Annotated in this window: 14 protein-coding genes; 8 read left to right on the top strand and 6 right to left on the bottom strand. The window is 70.6% G+C overall.

The window, feature by feature from the left end:
• Positions 1 to 153: 153 nt before the first annotated feature.
• Complete coding sequence (locus tag CPH93_RS33785) at positions 154 to 831, bottom strand: hypothetical protein (RefSeq protein ID WP_093481527.1); 678 nt, start codon at positions 829 to 831, stop codon at positions 154 to 156.
• A 208-nt stretch (positions 832 to 1,039) separates the two neighbouring features.
• Entirely contained in the window at positions 1,040 to 1,630 is a 591-nt protein-coding gene (locus CPH93_RS33790; protein ID WP_093648390.1) for a TetR/AcrR family transcriptional regulator, read from the bottom strand.
• A 63-nt stretch (positions 1,631 to 1,693) separates the two neighbouring features.
• Here CPH93_RS33790 and CPH93_RS33795 point away from each other — a divergent pair, with 63 nt between their 5' ends.
• From CPH93_RS33795 to CPH93_RS33805, 3 genes are all read left to right on the top strand, one after another.
• The gene (locus CPH93_RS33795; protein WP_231977058.1) at positions 1,694 to 2,449 is read left to right on the top strand and encodes an alpha/beta fold hydrolase; all 756 of its coding nucleotides are present in this window, start codon (positions 1,694 to 1,696) and stop codon (positions 2,447 to 2,449) included.
• Positions 2,446 to 2,916: an SRPBCC family protein gene (locus CPH93_RS33800; RefSeq protein WP_096215701.1), complete on the top strand. Its 471-nt coding sequence runs from the start codon at positions 2,446 to 2,448 to the stop codon at positions 2,914 to 2,916. The genes CPH93_RS33795 and CPH93_RS33800 overlap by 4 nt, the downstream gene beginning before the upstream one ends.
• Before the next feature lie 279 nt (positions 2,917 to 3,195).
• Entirely contained in the window at positions 3,196 to 4,110 is a 915-nt protein-coding gene (locus CPH93_RS33805; RefSeq protein WP_093481523.1) for an MBL fold metallo-hydrolase, read from the top strand.
• A gap of 48 nt (positions 4,111 to 4,158) precedes the next feature.
• Here the strand turns inward: CPH93_RS33805 and CPH93_RS33810 are convergent, their stop codons facing one another.
• The 3 genes from CPH93_RS33810 to CPH93_RS33820 all read right to left on the bottom strand — a co-directional run bounded on the left by CPH93_RS33810 (position 4,159) and on the right by CPH93_RS33820 (position 7,255).
• Positions 4,159 to 4,890 carry a class I SAM-dependent methyltransferase gene (locus tag CPH93_RS33810; RefSeq protein ID WP_096215040.1) on the bottom strand — a complete coding sequence of 244 codons (732 nt, stop codon included), beginning with the start codon at positions 4,888 to 4,890 and terminating at the stop codon, positions 4,159 to 4,161.
• Positions 4,891 to 5,078: 188 nt separating this feature from the next.
• Positions 5,079 to 5,318: a chaplin gene (locus CPH93_RS33815; RefSeq protein WP_093481521.1), complete on the bottom strand. Its 240-nt coding sequence runs from the start codon at positions 5,316 to 5,318 to the stop codon at positions 5,079 to 5,081.
• A gap of 266 nt (positions 5,319 to 5,584) precedes the next feature.
• Entirely contained in the window at positions 5,585 to 7,255 is a 1,671-nt protein-coding gene (locus CPH93_RS33820; protein WP_231977059.1) for a purine-cytosine permease family protein, read from the bottom strand.
• A gap of 306 nt (positions 7,256 to 7,561) precedes the next feature.
• On the opposite strand from CPH93_RS33820, the gene CPH93_RS33825 reads away from it, so the two are divergent.
• From CPH93_RS33825 to CPH93_RS33845, 5 genes are all read left to right on the top strand, one after another.
• Positions 7,562 to 8,956 carry a tetratricopeptide repeat protein gene (locus CPH93_RS33825; protein ID WP_093648382.1) on the top strand — a complete coding sequence of 465 codons (1,395 nt, stop codon included), beginning with the start codon at positions 7,562 to 7,564 and terminating at the stop codon, positions 8,954 to 8,956.
• Between the two features lie 318 nt (positions 8,957 to 9,274).
• Positions 9,275 to 10,315 (top strand): NAD(P)-dependent alcohol dehydrogenase, encoded by a 1,041-nt coding sequence (locus tag CPH93_RS33830; RefSeq protein ID WP_173909933.1) that lies wholly within the window; start codon positions 9,275 to 9,277, stop codon positions 10,313 to 10,315.
• Positions 10,316 to 10,353: 38 nt separating this feature from the next.
• Positions 10,354 to 11,142, top strand: coding sequence for a DeoR/GlpR family DNA-binding transcription regulator (locus tag CPH93_RS33835; protein WP_096215041.1), 789 nt, complete (start codon positions 10,354 to 10,356; stop codon positions 11,140 to 11,142).
• A gap of 181 nt (positions 11,143 to 11,323) precedes the next feature.
• A complete protein-coding gene (locus CPH93_RS33840; RefSeq protein ID WP_173909934.1) occupies positions 11,324 to 11,899 on the top strand; it encodes an AMIN-like domain-containing (lipo)protein in 576 nt (191 codons plus the stop codon).
• Positions 11,900 to 12,167: 268 nt separating this feature from the next.
• Positions 12,168 to 14,408, top strand: coding sequence for a HelD family protein (locus CPH93_RS33845; protein WP_096215042.1), 2,241 nt, complete (start codon positions 12,168 to 12,170; stop codon positions 14,406 to 14,408).
• A gap of 46 nt (positions 14,409 to 14,454) precedes the next feature.
• Here the strand turns inward: CPH93_RS33845 and CPH93_RS33850 are convergent, their stop codons facing one another.
• Positions 14,455 to 15,027 (bottom strand): GNAT family N-acetyltransferase, encoded by a 573-nt coding sequence (locus CPH93_RS33850; RefSeq protein ID WP_093481516.1) that lies wholly within the window; start codon positions 15,025 to 15,027, stop codon positions 14,455 to 14,457.
• Positions 15,028 to 15,070: the final 43 nt, after the last annotated feature.

A 15,070-nucleotide genomic window follows, 5' to 3' on the forward strand; every position in this document is an offset into this window, starting at 1 on the left:
GGCGTGCAGACGGCTCTTCGCGCGGCGTCATACAGGAGTGTGCCTCCCGGCCCATGGGGCGCCGGGAGGCACTGCGGCCGGGCGGAGCGATCGAGCTGCCCCTGCAGGATGCGCGAGGCCGCGCGTCCGTTCAGCCGCTCTCCTGCACCGTGGTCAGCGCTTCACCACGAACGCCCGCCCCTTCTTCGCGCCCGCCGAGCAGGACTTCTTCTCCGCAGTGGTCATCTTGCGGGTCTTGACGGTCACGGCATTGCTCTTACCGTCCGTCCCGTTGGCCGCGGGGCCGGTGACCTTGTCCGGTACGAACCAGAAGTAGTGGCCCCACTTCGGGCTGTCGTAGTGCGTCTGCCAGGTGCCGGAGACGGTCTGCATGACCTGGGCGCGGGAGATCCAGCCCACCTCACCGGGCTTGACCGTCATGTTCAGGGAGCTGTTCTCGGTGTGCGAGCTCGACCAGGTGTGGTTGTAGGTCGCGGTGACGCTCAGGTCGATCAGACCGGCGATCTTTCCGCCGGCCGTGACGGACACTCCGGCGGAGTCCGTGGAGCCCACAGTGTCCGCCCAGCCCATCGACTGCGTGGCATCCGAAGTGCTGCAGTTGTAGAGCGAGTTGGAGACCTGACGGAAGTCTCCGAGATACGCCTTGCCGAGCGTCGGCTCGTTGAAGCTGCACTTGCCTTCACCGGAAGCACAGTCGGCTATGAGCTGCTCCCGGGCGGGCCCGTCGTCCGCGGCGGCGGCCGGCATGGCCATCGCCGCAACCAGCCCCAGTGACGCCGTGGTCAGCGCCATCAGCCGGCCTCCGCGACGGGTCACTCTGTTGTTCGTCATCTTGCTGTTGCCTCTCGCCCAGCCTCGTGGAAGCGACGAGTCCGGTGTGGAGTTCGTCGCTGTTGGGTTTGAGCCTGGAGTGAAATCTCCGTCAACTACACAAATAATTGGCAAAGTTGTAGTTGATGATCGAACAGGTGACGTATAAGGGCGTACCGGAGGTAACGTCAGGTACGCTGGCGCCACGGGCGGGTGGCGTGTCGCGGCCTCAATCGGCGGCGCGTGCGCCCTGCAGGACGGTGCGCACGGTGCGCGACACGAAGTCCTTCTCCAGCGGGAGTTGGCGGAGTACGACACGGATCCAGGCGGCCCCGGCCAGCAGGTCCACCAGGAGCATCGGGTCCGCGTCTGCCGGGAGTTCGCCGCGCTCCATGGCCCGGGTGAAGACGGGTTCCTCGCGGGCGATCCGGTCGGCGAAGAAGTCCTTCACGTGGGCGCCGAGCTCGGCGCTGTGCGTGGCGGCGCCCAGCACGGCGACGGCGATGTCGGAGGCCGGCGGCGTGGTGAGCAGGGTCGCGATGGTGTGCAGCAGGGCCTCCAGGTCCCCTTGGAGGCTCCCGGTGTCGGGCGGTGCGAGGTCGAGTTGGCGGGCGCCGATGAGTGCGGCGCCCAGGAGCGCGCCCTTGGACGGCCACCAGCGGTAGATCGTGGTCTTGTTGACGCCGGAGTGCTGGGCGACCCCCTCGATGGTCAGGCCCTCGTAGCCCTTCTCCGCGAGCAGATCCAGGGTGGCGTCGAAGATCTCCTGCGCCTTCCGTGGGCCGCCGCTTGGTCGTGTTCCGTGCCGCTCCTCGCTCATGGGGAGAGATTAGCATCGAAAAACAACGCAACGTTGCGTTGCGTTTCAGGTAGCGTGCCGCACATGGAGTCCCAAGAAGCCGGGGTGCCCCTCGTGTTCGTGCACGGTCTGCGTGTGAGCGGCGCGATGTGGCAACCCGTGATCCAAGCCATCGGAAAAGACCACCCCACCGCGGCACCCGATCTGCCCGGCCACGGCAGCCGGCGAGGTGAGCCCTTCACCGTCGCCGGCGCCGTGGCGGCGGTTGCCGACGCCATCGACGAACTCGGTGGCCGGGCGCTGCTCGTAGGGCTGTCCCTGGGCGGCTTCGTCGCCACGGCCACCGCCGGAGCCCACCCGGACCGGGTCCTCGGCCTGGTCGCGATGGGCTGTTCCACACAGCCGAGCGGTCTGTTCGCCGCCGCCTACAAGGCAGCGGGCCGGCTGGCAGCCAGATATCCCCGACGGGCCGATCGGCTCAGCGCATTCGCCTTCCGCCGCGCCCTCCCCGGCCCCGCGGGAGAGGCCCTGGTCGCCGGGGGCCTGAGCTCCGGGACCGCGTCGAGCGCCATCCAGGCCGTGTGCGAGACGGACACCCTCGCGTCGCTCGCCGCGTATCCGGGCCCCGTCTGGCTGGTCAACGGCGAGCGCGACCACTTCCGCCGCGACGAACGGGACTTCCTCAAGGCCTGCCACGACGGCCGGCTGCTCCTGCTGCCCAGGTGCGGACACGTCACCAGCCTCGCCGACACGGGGGCCGTCGCCGGTCTCGTCCGCGATGCCGCGGCGGTCGTCACGGCCCGGACGCACGGCTCGCCGGTGTGGGAGGGCCGCCGGTGACCGCCCGGGTGTGGAGCGTGCAGGAGTCCCTGGAGGTTCCGTTCCCGCCGCAGACCGTCTACGCGGCTCTCGCGGACGTCCGGCGGATGACGGAGTGGAGCCCGGAGGTCATCGGGGTGTGGCCCCGCGGGGAGCGCTTCGTGGGGATCAACCGCAAGGCCTGCTGGGTCTGGTTCACCACGTGCCGGATCGTCGTCGCCGACCCCGGCCGGGAGTTCGCCTTCGACGTCACCACCTTCGGCCTGCCCGTGGCGCGCTGGGGCTACCGCCTGACCCCGGCGGGGGAGGGGACCCACGTCACCGAATACTGGGTCGACCAGCGTCGCCGCGGATGGCGTCGCCGGGTCGCCGAGACGCTGGGACTGCTCTTCACCGGAACCCCGCCCGCCCGGCGCGCCGCCCGCAATCGCGCCGCCATGCGTGTGACCCTCCACCGGCTCGCTGCCACGCTCCGGGCGGCAGCCTGAACCGTACGGTCGCCCCGCTATGTGCCGGTGGCGGGGCGTCCGGACCGACACGGGTCCAGCGGGGCCGGGCACGTCGAACCTCCGGACCTCCTGGCCTGCTATATCTCCATAAAGTACCCGGTCGCCCGGGTCCGATCGCCGGGCCGGAAGAGACGTTCGGCCCACAAAGCACAAGGTTCGCCCGCTCTTCCGATTTCGGTCCCCGGCGGGGTAGTCCTGAGGACAGCGCGCATCGGCCGCTCACTCATCTGCCCACCCCGACCAGAAGGACGGACCGTCATGACGAACGACCTGTTAGCCGAAACGGCACCGGACGAGGGGCCCGGCGGGGACTGGTACGTCGACGAACGCTGCACCAACTGCGATGTCGCCCGGCAACTCGCCCCCGATGTGATCAGCGAGAAGAACGGGCGCGCAGAAGTGATGCGGCAGCCGCAGAGCGACGCGGAGGCCCGGCAGCTGTATGCGGCCGCCTTCGCCTGCCACACCCGGTCGATCCGGCATTCCGGCCAGCGCCTCAGCCCCGATCTCGACCCGTTTCCGCTCGCCCTGGACGACGCCGTCCATCTCTGCGGCCACAATTCCCGCCATACGGCAGGCGCCAACGCCTATCTGCTGCACCGCGGCGACGGAACCACGATGATGATCGACACTCCCCGTTGGAGCGAGCAACTGGCCGCCCGTTACGAGGCGTTGGGCGCCATCACCGACGTCCTGCTCACCCACCAGGACCACGCCGCACACGGCCGCCGCTACGCCGACCGGTTCGGGGCCCGGCTGTGGATCCACGAGGGCGATCTCGATGCCGCACCGGACGCGGACCGCGTCATACGGGGCACCGAGCCGGTCGAGATCGGCGCCGGGGTCCTGGCGTATCCGCTTCCCGGCCATACGCGCGGCAGCGTGCTCTACCTCGCCGATGAGCGGTACTGCTTCACCGGGGACAGCTTCTACTGGTCGCGCACCACCGCCGACCTGGAGGTGGCCGCCTCCGTCACCTGGTACTCGATCGTGGAACTGGCCGCCTCCCTGGCGCGGACCGCCCCTCGGCTGCGCTTCGAGTGGGTGCTGCCCGGCCACGGCGACCGCAAGCGGCTCCCCGCGGCGGACATGGCCCGCCGTCTCGCCGGGCTGGCGGCCCGTACCGCGAAGCTGGAGCCGCAGCCCGTCGACTTCACCGCGGTGCGCTGGTGAGGGTACGGGCCCTCGCCGGGCCCACGGGCGGGAGGCGCCGCCGTACGGTCACCGGGACCGGGTGGCCACCACCAGCCGGCACCGCGGGCTACCGTCGGGGCGCCGGCCGAGCTCCGGCAGCGCCTGCAGCTCCACATCGAATCCGGTCCGGGTCAGCTCCGTACGCACGTCGGCGAGCCGGAACGTCCGGTAGTACATGACGAAGCTCGGGTGCCACAGCGCATTGCGGACCCGCATCGCCGCGTCGAAAGCCAGCAGCGTCCAGTAGCCCAGCGACCCCGGCCGGGCGGGAGCCGCGATCGGGAAGACGAACCGGCCGCCGGGGCGCAACACCGAGTGGACCTGCGCGAACAGCTCCGGCCGCTCGCGGGGCAGGAAATGTCCGAACGCGCCGAAGCTCACCGCGAGGTCGAAGACCGGCGCGAAGGGAAGGGCCCGGGCGTCTGCACGTACCCACTCGACCCGCGGTGCGGTCGCCGGCGCCCCTGCACGGGCCCGGCCCGCAGCGAGCATTCCCGCGCTGATGTCGACACCGGTGACCCGCTCCCGGCAGACCTGCCGCAGTACGTCCATGCCCGCGCCGGTCCCGCAGCACAGGTCGAGACCGCTGTCGAACGGCCCGAGCCCGTGCAGCGCGCGGGAAACCGGGGTCAGCACCGCATCCGGGGTCCGGAACGGAGTGCGGTCGAACTTCGGGGCGAGCAGGTCGTATCCGCGCTCGACGGAGGACAGCGCCTGGACGGCGAGCTCACGGAGGGTGGGGCCCTGAGGTGCAAACATTGTCTTCAGCATAGAGCCGGACGGCCCCGGGCCGCGTGGGGTGCGCCCGCCGCGCACCGTATTCCCGGGCGATGACCCCGGCCCCCGCATCACGTGGCCCCCGGTGACATCACCGGGGGCCATGGTCACTTCGGCCGGCACGGTGCCGAGGTCGGCTGATGCCTCGGCCGACACCTGTCCGTCGGGCGTCAGCCGCCGAAGCAGGGCGTACCGAAAGCGGGGTTGAGCGCTCCGATCACGCTGATGGTGTTGTTGCAGAGGTTGACCGGAACGTGGACGGGGACTTGGACGGAATTTCCGGAAACGATGCCGGGTGAGTCGGATGCTGCCCCCGAGGCAACACTGTCGGCGGTGGCCAGACCGGCGCCGCCGAGGACGAGGGCGCAGGTGCCGGCGGTGACGAGGGCGCTTTTGATCCGGTGAGCCATCGATCCGTCTCCTTACTGGTGGAGGAACGGCGGCCCCTGGCGTCGCACCCCTGAAGGCATCGACGCCACGGCTGGGAGCCGCCCGTACAAGGGCTGTCGTTCCCCGCCGGCCCGTCCTCCAGAGACGCCACGCCCGAAGAGCAGACTTTTAGGTGATATGGCCGCCTGTGTTGACGGCCGGGGGCCGGGTGGACAACTGAGGTGGCGGCGGAACGAGTTGGTCCGCGTCGTCCCGCCGGAGTCGGCACCCGGGCGCGTTTCCCGCGTCAGGCCGGGGCTGCGGGCAGTACATGGGCGCCGGTCCGGTCGGTGCTCAGGCACAGCGAGCAGACCACCCCGTCATGGGTGGGGCAGGCGGCGAGGTCCGGGCGCTCGAATTCCTGCCGGCACACATGGCATGCGTACGTGGCCGAGCTGGGGTTGCCGTCCGCGTCCAGCAGCGGGGCGTCGATTCCGTCCGTGGTGCGCCGCAGGTAGAACCGGCCCTTGGTCAGGACGGCCAGCACCGGGGTGAGGACGAAGGCGATCAGGGCGGCCGCGACGGGGGAGTAGGGCTGGAGCGCGTCCCCGAGCGCGTGGAAGTACAGGGCGATCGACAGGCCGGACGCGGCGGTGAAGGACACCACGCCGACGGGATTGACCGCGTAGAGCATGCCGCGGCGGAACTCGGGGGCCTGCGGGGAGAGTTTCAGCAGGTACTTGTTGACCATGATGTCGGTGGCGACGGTGACGATCCAGGCGATGGCGCAGTTGGCATAGAACCCGAGGATGTTGTTGAGGAAGCTGAACATGTCCGCTTCCATCAGCAGGAGCGCACAGGCCAGGTTGGCGAGGACGAACATCATCCGGCCCGGATAGTGCTTGGTGACCCGGGTGAACGAGTTCGTCCAGGCCAGCGAACCGGAGTAGGCGTTGGTCACGTTGATTTTGATCTGGCTGATCACGACCAGGACCACCGCCAGCGGGATGACCAGCCAGGTCGGCATCATGGCCGCGAAGGCACCGGTGAATTGGTGGATCGGCTCGGTGGCCGAGGCCGGGCCCGCCTTTGCGAGGATGTAGACGGCGAGGAAGACCCCGATGGCCTGCTTGAGTGCGCCGAGCACCACCCACCCGGGGCCGGCCAGTACCACGGCCGTCCACCATGTGCGCCGGTTCTGCTCCGTCTTGGGCGGCATGAAGCGCAGGTAGTCGACCTGTTCGCCGATCTGCGCGATCAGGGACAGACACACGCCTGCACCCAGCAGCACCGAGGCGGCGTCGATACCGCTGCCGCCGTGGGAGCCCGTATACGACAGGAAGGTGTGCACCGTGCCGGGATCGGTGCTGACCAGATACAGCAGCGGCCCCACCATCAGCAGCAACCAGAGGGGCGTCGTCCAGACCTGAAGCTTGCTCAGGGCCTTCATCCCGTAGATGACCAGCGGGATCACCATGCAGGTCGAGACCACATACCCCAGCCACAACGGCAGGCCGAGGCCCAGCTTCAGTCCCTGCGCCATGATCGAGCCTTCGAGGGCGAAGAAGATGAAGGTGAAGCTGGCGAAGATGACGCTGGTCAGGACCGATCCGTAGTAGCCGAAGCCCGAGCCCCGGGTGATGAGGTCCAGGTCGATGTTGTAGCGCGCCGCGTAGTAGGCGAGGGGGAAGCCGGTGACGAAGATGACCACGGCGGCAACGAGGATCGCGGTCAGCGCGTTCGCGGTGCCATGGGTGAGCCCGATGCCCGCACCGATCGAGAAGTCGGCCATGTACGCGATGCCGCCCAGCGCGGTGGTCGCCACCACCATCGGTGTCCAACGGCGGTAACTGCGCGGCGCGAACCGGAGGGTGTAATCCTCCAGCGTTTCGTTGACCGCTCCGTCGGTGGATGCCTCGGTCTGCGGGGGCCGTCGGCCGCTGTCGGGGACTGTCAACGCATCGGGTCCTGAGTTCATGGCCGGGACAGTAGGCAGGGCGTGTTTCCCGCGCGGTCCTCGCAGATGAAGCGGGTGTTTCCGCCGGGCGTGGAGCACGGCAGCACCCGAGGTGCATGCCGTGTCCGGTGTCTGCCGGCAGGCGCCGGGGACGGGAATTGGCCCTGGCCGGCCCTCGCTTCCGTACGCAAACGAAAGGCGTCATACGTGCCACGGCTCCGTCTCTCCTGCCGCGGAGTGGGTAACCATAGGAACCCAGCGGCAGCCGGCAACCGGGTGCACCGGCCGGCACCCCGGATCCCCCGTACTCTCCCCGCAGGAGTCACCGTGACAGCGGACCGACACGGACACCCGATGAGCGACACCGGCGCCGAGGCCGTGGTCCAGTACGAACAGGCCCTGGACGACCTGATGTTCTTCCGGCCCCGGGTCGCGGAGACGGCACGGTCGGTACTGGCCGCCTCGCCGCGGTCGGCGATGGGGCAGGTGCTGGCCGCGTATCTGGGCGTGCTGGGAACCGAGCAGAAGGACGCGGCCGCGGCACGGGACGCCTTCCTCCGCTTCCGTTCCGGCCTGGACACCGAGCGGCTCACGCCCCGGGAACGGATGCATCTCGCCGCCGCGACGGCATGGCTGGACGGCGATCTGTACGGCGCCGGCCGCACCCTCGGGGAGCTCAGCATCGCCTTCCCGCGCGATGCGCTGGCGCTCTTCGCGGGCCACCAGCACGACTTCCTCACCGGCGACGCCCAACGCCTCCGCGACCGTATTGGCGGAGCGCTCGACGCCTGGCCGGACGACGATCCGCACCACGGGCCGCTGCTCGGCATGTACGCCTTCGGCCTGGAGGAGTCCGGCCACTACGCACGCGCCGAGGAGGTCGGCCTGGCGGCTCTCGCGCAGCACCCGGGCGATGTGTGGGGGATCCACAGCGTGGTGCACACCTATGAGATGCGGGGACGCTTCACGGACGGGATCCGTTTCCTCGACGCCCGTACGGAGGACTGGGCGAACGGCAGCCTGCTCACCGTCCACAACTGGTGGCACTACGCCCTGTTCACCCTGGAGTCCGGCGACACCGCCCGGGTGCTGGAGATCTACGACGCCGCCCTCCACCACGACCGGTCGGCGGGCGTGGCGATGGAACTGCTGGACGCCGCAGCCTTGTTGTGGCGCCTGTATCTGGCCGAGGAGGAACAGAGCGCCCGATGGGCCCGGCTCGCGGACGCCTGGGAGAGCCGTCACGACGGCCCCCACTACGCCTTCAACGACGCCCATGCGGTCATGGCCTATGTGGGCGCGGGCCGGATCGCGCGGGCAGAGCGCCTGGTCCAGGAACGGGAAGACTGGCTGGCGGGGGAGCCCGGTGGCGCCAACGGCGCCATGACGGCCGGGATCGGCCTGCCCGTGTGCCGCGCACTGATCGCCTATGGACAGCAGGAGTACGGCCGGGCCGCCGATCTGCTGCTGCCCGTCCGCCACCGGCTGAACGACTTCGGCGGCAGCCACGCCCAGCGGGACGCGATCCAGCGGACCCTGGTCGAGGCCTCCCTGCGCGCAGGCCGCACCGAACTTGCCGGGACCCTGCTCAGCGAACGGAGCCGGCTGCGCCCGGTCTGCCCGTACAACTGGTCCGCCAAGGCCCGGCTGGCGGACCAACTCGGAGACCCGGAGCGAGCCGCGGCCGCCCGCCGGCGTGCCGCGGCGCAGGCATCGGCCTGAGCCCGAGGTGACCCGCCGGGGAGGTGTGACGAGAAGCAGCCGGTCTCCACCCCCGTCGCCGGTCATGAACAGCAGTACCCCCACGAAGCCCCAGGTGAGGGCCGGGGTGTGCCCAGGCGGGCGGACGGGGAGCGGCCGCGGCCCACCTGCGGGGAGCCAGCGCAATCCTTCTCGTATTTTGTGCGAAGTCAGGGCTTCGCTGATAGCAAAAGAAGGGGTAGCGTGCGGAAGCCCAGGGTGGCGTGCCGGCCCGCCGGTGCGGCACCGGCCCCCGCGACACCCCTGTCCTCCACACCCCCAGGGAGCCGTGAGCCCGCCATGACCGTCACCTCCGCGATTCCCGCCACCATGCGTGCCGCCGTACTGCACGGGCCCGGGCAGCTGAGCATCGAGGAGCGCCCCGTTCCCGTCCCCGGCCCCGGAGAGGTCCTGGTACGCGTCGAGGCGGTCGGGACCTGCGGCTCGGACGTGCACTACTACCGGCACGGACGGATCGGCGACTTCGTCGTGCGCGAGCCGCTCGTCCTGGGGCACGAAGCGGCCGGCACGGTGGTCGCCTGCGGTCCGGGAGCCGATGCGGGCCGGAAGGGACGGCGCGTCTCCATCGAGCCCGGCACCCCCTGCGGCAGCTGCGCACAGTGCCGCGCGGGCCGCTACAACCTGTGCCCCGGGATGCGCTTCCTCGCCACCCCGCCGGTCGACGGCGCCTTCTGCGAATACCTGGCCGTGCAGCAGGACTTCGCCCATGAGGTCCCCGACTCGCTCACCGTCGAAGAGGCCGCCCTGCTGGAACCGCTGTCCGTGGCCGTCTGGGCCTGCCGCAAGGCCCGGGTGGCCCCCGGCGACCGCGTACTGATCACCGGCGCGGGCCCGATCGGCCTGGTCGCGGCCCAGACGGCACGGGCCTTCGGCGCGCGGGAGGTGCTGGTCACCGATGTCCTCCCGCACCGGCTCGCACTCGCCCGGGCCGCCGGCGCCACCGCCCTCGATGTGTCCCAGACCCCGCTGCGCGAGGCGGAGTTCACGCCCACCGTCCTGCTGGAGTGCTCCGGCGTCCCCGCGGTCAGCAGCGAGGCGATCCGTACGGTGGGCCGGGCCGGGCGGGTGGTGCTGATCGGCATGGGCGGTGACGAGGTGCCGCTGCCGGTGAGCCGGGTGCAGCAGCACGAACTGGAGGTGACCGGCGTGTTCCGCTACGCCCACACCTGGCCCGCCGCGACGGCCCTGGTGCAGTCGGGAGCGGTCCGGCTCGACTCCCTCGTCTCCCACAGTTACGGTCTTGCCGAGGCCGAGAGCGCACTGACCGTTGCCACCCACGACGCGACTGCGGTGAAGGCCGTAGTGCACCCGCAGCGGTAGCCGCGCTGCCGCTGTCCGACCGGAAAGGGGCGGCCCCGATGGCTTCCACACGGTCGTCGCTGGCCGAGGTCGACCGGCGGCGGCAGGACGTACTGGCCCATGTCGTCGAGCACGGAGAAGTGCGCATCGACGAACTGGCCCGACGCTTCGGGGTCAGCCTGGCGACCATGCACCGGGATCTGGACCAGCTCGCCGAACGCCGCCTGCTGCGCAAGGAACGCGGGCGGGCGACGCCGTTCCCGACGCTCACCATGGAGACCGCCACCCGCTTCCGTCTCGGGGTGAACCTCCCGGTGAAGGAGGCGCTGTGCGCCGCCGTCGCCGAGGAGATCAGGCCCGGCAGCACCATCGTGCTGGACGACTCCACCACGGTCTTCCCGCTCGCGGCGCGGATCGCCCGAACCGAGGCGGTCACCGTCGTCACCAACTCCGTTGGCGTGGCCCGGCTGTTCGACGACACACCGGGCGCCGATGTCACCCTGCTGGGCGGCCGCTACCGCGGGGAATTCGGCTCCTGTGTCGGCCCCGAGGTGCTGCGCGCCCTCGGCCGTCTCCGTGCCGATCTCGCGGTGATGTCGGCCGTGTCCGTGCTCGGCGGCCGGCTCTTCCACCCGATACGCGACTACGCCGAGATCAAGGAAGCCATGCTGGACTGTGCCCAGCGGTCGCTGCTGCTGGTGGACCACACCAAGTTCGGCAAGTCCGCGACGCATGCCTACGGCGACATCGGCCAGTACGACCGGGTCGTCACGGACCGCGGTACGCCTGACGGAGAGTTGGCCGAATTTCGGCGCAGGGGTGTGAGCGTCGAAGTGGTCGATGTCTGACCGTCGTGCCCCACGGGCCCGGCGACGGCTGGGCGGCAAGTAGTCGGCTCCGCCGCCCACACCTCCGCTTTCGCGACACCCTGGCTCTTCTCGGCCAAAAGCAGGCCGGCGCACAACGTCGTCACCGCTCCGCGCGTCCTACCGCACGCAATTGTGCTCAGATTTCCTCTGGAGGTAAGATATGCGACGGTGGGGGACAGTGGCGGCGGCGTTCGTGCTCGCGGGCGCCGGGGTGGCGGGGACGGCCGGCGTGGCCGGCGCCGCGACCGGGCCGGCGGGCAAGGCCGCGCCGTCCGCGGCCTGTTCGACCGTCTGGGGCAGCGGCAACAAGTCCGCCACGGACGCGAACGCCGCACCGCTGAAGAACATCAGGACCGGACGCAACGCGTGCTACGACCGCATGGTCTTCGACATCGGCGGTGCCACCGGCAAGCTCGGCTACCACGTCGGCTACGTCGACGCGTTCCACCAGGACGGCTCGGGCGAGAAGATACCGGTCAAGGGCGGCGCCATTCTGGAGATCTATGTGTCCGCACCCAGTTACGACCCGGCGACCGGCAAGCAGACCTACCGCGGGTCGGCCGGCAAGTCGCTGCCGGGAGTGAACATCAGCGGATACAAGACGTTCCGGGACACCAAGTTCGGGGCGAGCTTCGAAGGGCAGACCCAAGTCGGCCTGGGCGTCCGCGCCAAGCTCCCGTTCCGGGTGCTCCGGTCCGGCCATCAGCTGATCGTGGACGTCGCGCACGCCCGGTGATCCGCCGGAGCACCATGGGCCACCCGGCCTTGCTCCGCCTTTGCCGGCATCCCGAGCTCCTCGGGGTGCCGGCGCCCTGAGGCGACCGACCCGGAACCCGGCGGCGCGCCCTGCTCGGATACGGATAGAGAAATACCCCGGACTGAATTGACAGCCGGGGTATTTCTCTGCGTATATTGAGGGCTTCTGTGTCTGTGTAGATTCACGACCTGAAGCCCAACTTCTCACCGAACTTTATCCGAGCGGAGCTGAATTGTCAAACGAGGAATTGCGGCGCGAGCAGGAATTCATCGATCTCCTCTATGAACGCCTCGCGGAAATGCGGACCGGGGCGGCGACGACGGTGTCCGAAGCCCTGCCGCGGGAAGGGAACAACGCCCAGGCACGGCTGGAGCGTGATGTGCTGGTGGCCGAACAGTCCGGGCTGCTGGCCGCCTTCGACGCCGGCGAACACGGCCTGTGCTTCGGCCGGCTGGCCTTCCGCGACGGCCGGGACCACCACATCGGCCGCATCGGAATCCGGCGCGACGACCCGGAGCGCACTCCGCTGGTCATCGACTGGCGGGCCGAGGTCGCCCGGCCGTTCTACCTCGCCACCGGGCACACCCCCATGGGGCTGCGCCGCAGACGTCACCTCACGACCGAGGGCCGGAGGGTCACCGCCCTGCACGACGAGATCCTGGACCTCGCCGACGCCGTACGCACCGGGCATGAAGGCAGTGACGCGGACGCCGTGTTGCTGGCCGCGCTCGACGCGGCGCGCAGCGGACGGATGCACGACATCGTGCAGACCATCCAGGCGGAGCAGGACGCCATCATCCGTGCCCCGCACGACGGCGTCCTCGTCGTGGAGGGTGGGCCCGGCACCGGCAAGACCGTCGTCGCGCTGCACCGCGCCGCGTATCTGCTCTATGCGCACCGGGAACAACTGGCCCGCCGCGCCGTGCTGATCGTCGGGCCGAACCCGGCCTTCCTCAGCTACATCGGGGAGGTGCTGCCCGCGCTCGGTGAGACGGGCGTGCTGCTCGCCACGCCCGCCGAGCTCTTCCCGGGCGTGACCGCCACCGGCACCGACACCGCCGAGGCCGCCGAGATCAAGGGCCGGGCGGCGATGGCGGATGCGCTGGCGCACTTCGTTCGGGACCGTCAGACCCTGCCCGATCCGGTGATCGTGATCGACCACGAGGACGGCGAACTCCGGCTGGACGCGGACCTCGTACGCGCGGCACGCCGGCATGCCCGCGCCGCCGGCCTGCCGCACAACCTCGCCCGCCCGCACTTCGCCTTCCACGTCATCGACGCGCTCACCGCGCAGCTCACCGAACGGATCGGCGCGGACCCCTACGGCGGGCCGAACCTCCTCGGCCCTGACGACGTCGCCCAGCTCGGCAAGGTGATCGCCGTCAGCTCCGAAGTGCACGGCGCCATCGAGGAGTTGTGGCCGGCGCTCACCCCGCAGCAGCTGGTCGCCGACTTCCTCGCCGAGCCCGTCCATCTCCCCGACGCCGACGCGGACACCATCCGCCGCACGTCCGGCGGCTGGACCCCCGCGGACATCCCCCTGCTGGACGAGGCCGCCGAACTCCTCGGCGAGGACGACTCCGCCGCTCGCGCCGCCGCCGAGGCACAGCGCCAGGAGCAGATCGCCTACGCCCAGGGCGTGCTCGACCTCACCTACGGCTCCCGCACCCAGGAGTTCGAGGACCGCGACGACGACGATTCGGAGGTGCTGGCCGCGCACGACCTGGTGGACGCCGAAGCGCTCTCCGACCGGCAGGAGGAGGCCGACCACCGCACCGCCGCCGAACGCGCCGCGGCCGACCGCACCTGGGCCTTCGGCCACGTCATCGTCGACGAGGCGCAGGAGCTGTCCGCGATGGCCTGGCGGCTGTTGATGCGGCGCTGCCCGATCCGCTCGATGACCCTGGTCGGTGACCCGGCGCAGACCGCCGAACCGGGTGGCTGCGGCGCGTGGGAATCGATCCTCGAACCGTACGTCGGCGACCGCTGGCACCACGTCAGGCTCGGCGTCAACTACCGTACGCCGACCGAGATCATGGACGTCGCGGCGCAGGTGCCGCAGTCCGCTGATCCCTCCTTCGCACCGCCGCGGTCTATCCGGTCCACCGGCATACGTCCGTGGGCGCAGCGCACCGATGACCTGGTCCGCGCGGTGGCCGAGACGGTGGCACGGGAGATGCCCGGGGAGGGGCGGCTCGCGGTGATCGCGCCCGATTCCCGTTGCGCGGCGCTGTCCGCCGCCCTCCCGGACGCCTCCGCCGGGTCCTCCCCGGATCTGACCCGCCCGGTGGTGGTGCTCGGCCCACGGCAGGCCAAGGGCCTGGAGTTCGACACCGTGATCGTGGTGGAACCGGCGGAGTTCGGGGCCAGCGACCTGTACGTCGCGCTCACCCGGGCGACACAACGGCTGGGTGTGCTCCACACGGAGCCGTTGCCGGCAGCGCTGGCGGAGCTGCCGACGGCGGAGGCCGCGGCGACCGTCCGGTGACCGCAGACCGAGGGGCGCCGCATGACGGCATGCGGCGCCCCTGAGGTCACTCTCGTTCTCCCGCTTGCTCCCGCGCGAGGCTCCGGTGGACCTCGGCGGAGATCCGGTACACCACGCACGGGCGCAGCGGGCCGTCGGCGATGTCGGGATCGTCGAAGTCATCGGCCGGATCGCGGGTCATCCCGAGGCGGCGCATCACCGCCTGGGAGCGGAGGTTGGTGGCGGTGGTGACGGCGAGGATCTCCGGCAGTCGCAGGGTGTCGAAACCGACGGCCAGCGCGGCGCGACCGGCCTCGGTGGCATACCCGTGTCCCCAGGCCGAACGGGTCAGCCGCCAGCCGGCCTCCACGCCCGTGAACGGCATGTCGTCCTCCACCGGATCCAGTCCGGTGAAGCCGATGAACTCTCCGGTCGCGCGCACCTCGACCGCCCACCACCCCCAGCCGCGCCGTTCGAGATCGGCCTGGAAGGCGGCGGCACGCACCTCGCTCTGCTCGCGGGTGAGCACCTCGGGGAAGTGTGCCCGGACCTCGGGATCGGCGTTCATCGCCGCCCAGGGGCCGAGGTCGGACGCCCGCCACTCCCGGAGTATCAGCCGCTCGGTTCGCAGTTCAGACATCGCGCCAACGTAACCGGCTGCCGACCGCGGGGCGAGCGGATAT

It is taken from the genome of Streptomyces sp. 2323.1 (assembly GCF_900221035.1).
Lineage (GTDB): Bacteria > Actinomycetota > Actinomycetes > Streptomycetales > Streptomycetaceae > Streptomyces > Streptomyces sioyaensis.

Excerpts from the sequence above, each read along its gene's own strand:
- CPH93_RS33795 (WP_231977058.1), top strand. The coding sequence starts at position 1,694 with ATGGAGTCCCAAGAAGCCGGGGTGCCCCTCGTGTTCGTGCACGGTCTG.
- CPH93_RS33785 (WP_093481527.1), bottom strand. The coding sequence starts at position 831 with ATGACGAACAACAGAGTGACCCGTCGCGGAGGCCGGCTGATGGCGCTG.
- CPH93_RS33805 (WP_093481523.1), top strand. The coding sequence starts at position 3,196 with ATGACGAACGACCTGTTAGCCGAAACGGCACCGGACGAGGGGCCCGGC.
- CPH93_RS33815 (WP_093481521.1), bottom strand. The coding sequence starts at position 5,318 with ATGGCTCACCGGATCAAAAGCGCCCTCGTCACCGCCGGCACCTGCGCC.
- CPH93_RS33790 (WP_093648390.1), bottom strand. The coding sequence starts at position 1,630 with ATGAGCGAGGAGCGGCACGGAACACGACCAAGCGGCGGCCCACGGAAG.
- CPH93_RS33840 (WP_173909934.1), top strand. The coding sequence starts at position 11,324 with ATGCGACGGTGGGGGACAGTGGCGGCGGCGTTCGTGCTCGCGGGCGCC.
- CPH93_RS33810 (WP_096215040.1), bottom strand. The coding sequence starts at position 4,890 with ATGTTTGCACCTCAGGGCCCCACCCTCCGTGAGCTCGCCGTCCAGGCG.
- CPH93_RS33850 (WP_093481516.1), bottom strand. The coding sequence starts at position 15,027 with ATGTCTGAACTGCGAACCGAGCGGCTGATACTCCGGGAGTGGCGGGCG.
- CPH93_RS33820 (WP_231977059.1), bottom strand. The coding sequence starts at position 7,255 with ATGAACTCAGGACCCGATGCGTTGACAGTCCCCGACAGCGGCCGACGG.
- CPH93_RS33835 (WP_096215041.1), top strand. The coding sequence starts at position 10,354 with ATGGCTTCCACACGGTCGTCGCTGGCCGAGGTCGACCGGCGGCGGCAG.
- CPH93_RS33830 (WP_173909933.1), top strand. The coding sequence starts at position 9,275 with ATGACCGTCACCTCCGCGATTCCCGCCACCATGCGTGCCGCCGTACTG.